At 48.4% G+C, this 3375-nt stretch carries 3 protein-coding genes; all 3 read left to right on the top strand.

What is annotated here, in order from left to right; translation table 11 throughout:
• On the top strand, nucleotides 1–681 hold a 681-nt coding region (locus GX117_14010; GenBank protein ID NLO34445.1), incomplete at its 5' end, for a prolipoprotein diacylglyceryl transferase.
• A gap of 709 nt (nucleotides 682–1390) precedes the next feature.
• Nucleotides 1391–2542 carry a hypothetical protein gene (locus GX117_14005; protein ID NLO34444.1) on the top strand — a complete coding sequence of 384 codons (1152 nt, stop codon included), beginning with the start codon at nucleotides 1391–1393 and terminating at the stop codon, nucleotides 2540–2542.
• Between the two features lie 7 nt (nucleotides 2543–2549).
• Nucleotides 2550–3197 (top strand): hypothetical protein, encoded by a 648-nt coding sequence (locus GX117_14000; protein ID NLO34443.1) that lies wholly within the window; start codon nucleotides 2550–2552, stop codon nucleotides 3195–3197.
• The last annotated feature ends 178 nt before the right edge of the window (nucleotides 3198–3375 follow it).

The following is a 3375-nucleotide window of genomic DNA, read 5'->3' as shown; positions in this document are numbered from 1 at the left end:
GTGCTGGGCGCCCGACTGTTTTACCTGGTGCAATTCGATAGACCCCTTTGTCAGGTAATCTTTTTAACCGGTAGCGGGCTTGTCTTCTATGGCGGCTTTATCGGGGGACTGCTTGCGTTATTGGTCTATGCGCGTGTCTTTGCCCTGCCCTTGCGACCACTGCTCGACCTGGCGGCGCCCTTTGTCGCGCTGGGCGAGGCGATCACCCGCATAGGCTGCCTGTGTAACGGCTGTTGCTGGGGTGCTCCAACCCGCCTGCCCTGGGGCATACACTTCCCGCGTTATTCCTTTCCCTGGCATCAACAGGTGAACGACGGGCGCATCTGGGCGGACACGTCCCATTCCCTCCCCGTCCATCCCACGCAACTGTATATGACCCTGGGTCTGATGGTTCTTTTCGTGGCGCTTCTTTTGCTCTTGCGTCAAAATGTCACGAAGGGGCGTGTATTTTGCGGCTATCTCATTGGCTATGGTGTCCTGCGCGGTGTGGTTGAAAGCTTCCGGGGCGACAGTGCCCATGACCTGCTGGGTATGACAGTGTCGCAGGTCATCTCCATCTCTCTCATTTTAGTCGGTATTGTATTGGCGTTTGTTTTTCGGAAAGTTCCGTGTCTCGCCCTTGATTCAGCGGCTGGGACAACGAAACAAAACCTTAACCCTGTGGAAAGGAAATTATCATGAGCCACAAGCAACTCTCCATCACTATCTTGTCTCTTTGCATCGTCATTGGGGCCATTGTCTTCTCGGAGTTTACGCCCGCGATACCTTTCGAATCTGGCTCCTTGCGGGAGACTTCTAAAGTGGGCCTCACGAGGATTACAGGAAAAGCAACTAACGAATGTAATTGTAAGGGCGAACTCTGTGATGAAATGGGGAATGAACATTGTGTTTGGGTTGGCAACTTGGACCCTGAGAAACCGTGCACTGGTTGCGAAGGGCCAGAACGCCTAACCGCCCGTTTTGGGGATGAAATGGTGTGTTACAAAGGTGATACTCGAAATGCAGACGCATGGTTTGGTTGCTGCGCTGACGAGTGCAAGGAACTGGGCTGTCCAGCACCATGTGAAGCAAGATACCTGAGAAGGGCAGGAGTGTGTAATGAAACATATCCGAGCAAATGTAGAGAAATTGCATGCTATGAAATACGTACTGATATCTAGAAATGTAGATTAACGCTACGTCTAAGACTAATACAACGAGATATGCCCATAAAAAATATCCGGCTTTATGTAGTTTTATGAATAAATATTTCTTTGCTGACGATAGTAAAAAGTTAATACCTAGTCCTGTGAAAAAGCATTGTGACTGCCGTAGCACTCCTACGCTTAAAGGCAGTAAGAATGGTTGTGACAAGTTGATAGCCATAAATATTTGTTGATCGGAAATACTCATGAAAACGTCTTTGATGTATGTTGCTCTTGTTATTTTGTGCTTTACCTTGTGTTACGGCGCATATCCTGACAGTCGTGTAGAAGGCGAACAAATTAAGCAAGAGATACTTGCATGGTTGGATTCGATCAATAGCATCCAATGCACCTACAGATTGCGTATAGAGGGACCATCCATTTTCTTTGAAGAAAAAGAAGTAAAATTTCGATGGCAGGGAAAGAATTTTTATTATGAAGCCCTTACCTTGGCATTGGATCCTGATAGTGAACAAGAACACCCTGAAATGATAGGCGCCGTCATGACGGAGTCCCTTTTGGACGGCAAGTTCACGCTACTGGGGCATCAAAGAAGGATTGTGGCCGAAGTAAATAGACGCGGTTTCTTTGACTCGAGTCCTACGCGCCAGATGCGGAAAATGTTCCATGTGCAGTCTACAGAGAAAGCAAGAAAAAACGCAACGGTTAATCTGACGTTAGGATCAATCCTTTCCTTGCCCGGTTTCGCCACACTTATAGAACGTGAAGGGAAAAGAATTCTTGCTTACTGGACAACCTTAGAACAGGAAACCGCCACTGGTCTCAACATATATTTGGATGAGCAGAATCGAATTGTACAGGCGGACTTTGTGGACCGACCCGCATATTGTACCTTTGAGGAAGCGCAACAATATGTAACAGGCGATATCTATCGAACGATACGTTTAGGAAGTTCCCTCTTTCTGACGGAATACACTTCATTTGGAGATATCTGGTTTCCTACGCACATGCGTGAAGAACTCTTTTATACTACGGATAAAAACAAAAATTCGAGTCCAGAACGAAATGAAAAATTCAAGGCTGGAGAAATAACTGCATGTGAATTCTATGCCATCTTGTATGGAGGCTATGTGTACGACCCGGCTAAAACGATTGTATATGATTTTTGGATTGACCCAAAGACCGTAAAATTAAATAAAGCATTAAAGAACTCCGATTTTGAAATTGAAATACCCCCTGGAACCAATGTTTCTGACCGACAAAGCAAAGAAGTATATACAACGGCGCGAGAGACCTGGCTGGAGCGTCATGCCGATCTGGTAATCATTTTGATTGCTCTTGGGATCTTAGGAGGTATCACTGTAGCGGGTTGGCGGTATTGGCTCGGGAAACCGTAACCCGCTTATGGGCAATTTATATTTATGGCGTACGTGGCTGTTGTTATGCTGGATTGCTTGGGGTGGCTGTCTTGCCGCAGGCGCCGAGCCGGATCAATTGACGGGACAATCCTGTGCGGTACGTTGCGCGGGATACCTGGAACAGCGCCTCCTGGATCGTTCCCCCGATGCGGAAAAGCTGCGCGCGGCGTTGGGTACTGGACATGAAGCGGCATCCCTGGAACAACTTCGGAACTACCTTGAAGAGGAGGGATTGCACACCTTGCCCTGTGAATGGACAGGCAAGGCGATTGCCCGCTGGGAGGGCAATCTCTATCTCATCATTCACTCGTTTTCCGAGGAGAATGAACAGGGCCATTTCATGGTGGTGGAAAAGAACGACGCGGGCATAACGGTAGTGGACTGGCCGCGAAAGCAGCATTTCTCGAATACCCCCGGCGGCATCCGCCGTTGGCGGGCGTATGTAACACACGGGAATATGACTCCGATCGGGCTGCTTGTGGACACCCATCCGATCAGTCTGCCGGACGGAAACACAAGGCCCTTTTCATTTTATTTATACATATCAGGCAGCATTGTGGCCCTGTTGTTCTTGTCACTGCTATTCGCTTTCCGTCATACCCACGCCAGGAATACCAGCACCCCCTGCAGATAGAACACGGAGAGCAGCCAGGCGGGCACGCAGCAAACGATGATCAGGGCGACGGCGACGAGGCGCCGGGACGCAATGATTCATTAACAACAGACAATGTGGTGTAGGCAACGCCAGTTTTATCTAAATTAGCTAATAATCATGTTGAGCTGCGATATCTCTCGGTCTTTCAAAGATACAT

Source organism: Candidatus Hydrogenedentota bacterium (assembly GCA_012523015.1).
Lineage (GTDB): Bacteria > Hydrogenedentota > Hydrogenedentia > Hydrogenedentales > CAITNO01 > JAAYBJ01.
The sequence above is the reverse complement of the archived record's forward strand: the minus strand, read 5'-3'. Positions and strand labels throughout refer to the sequence as shown.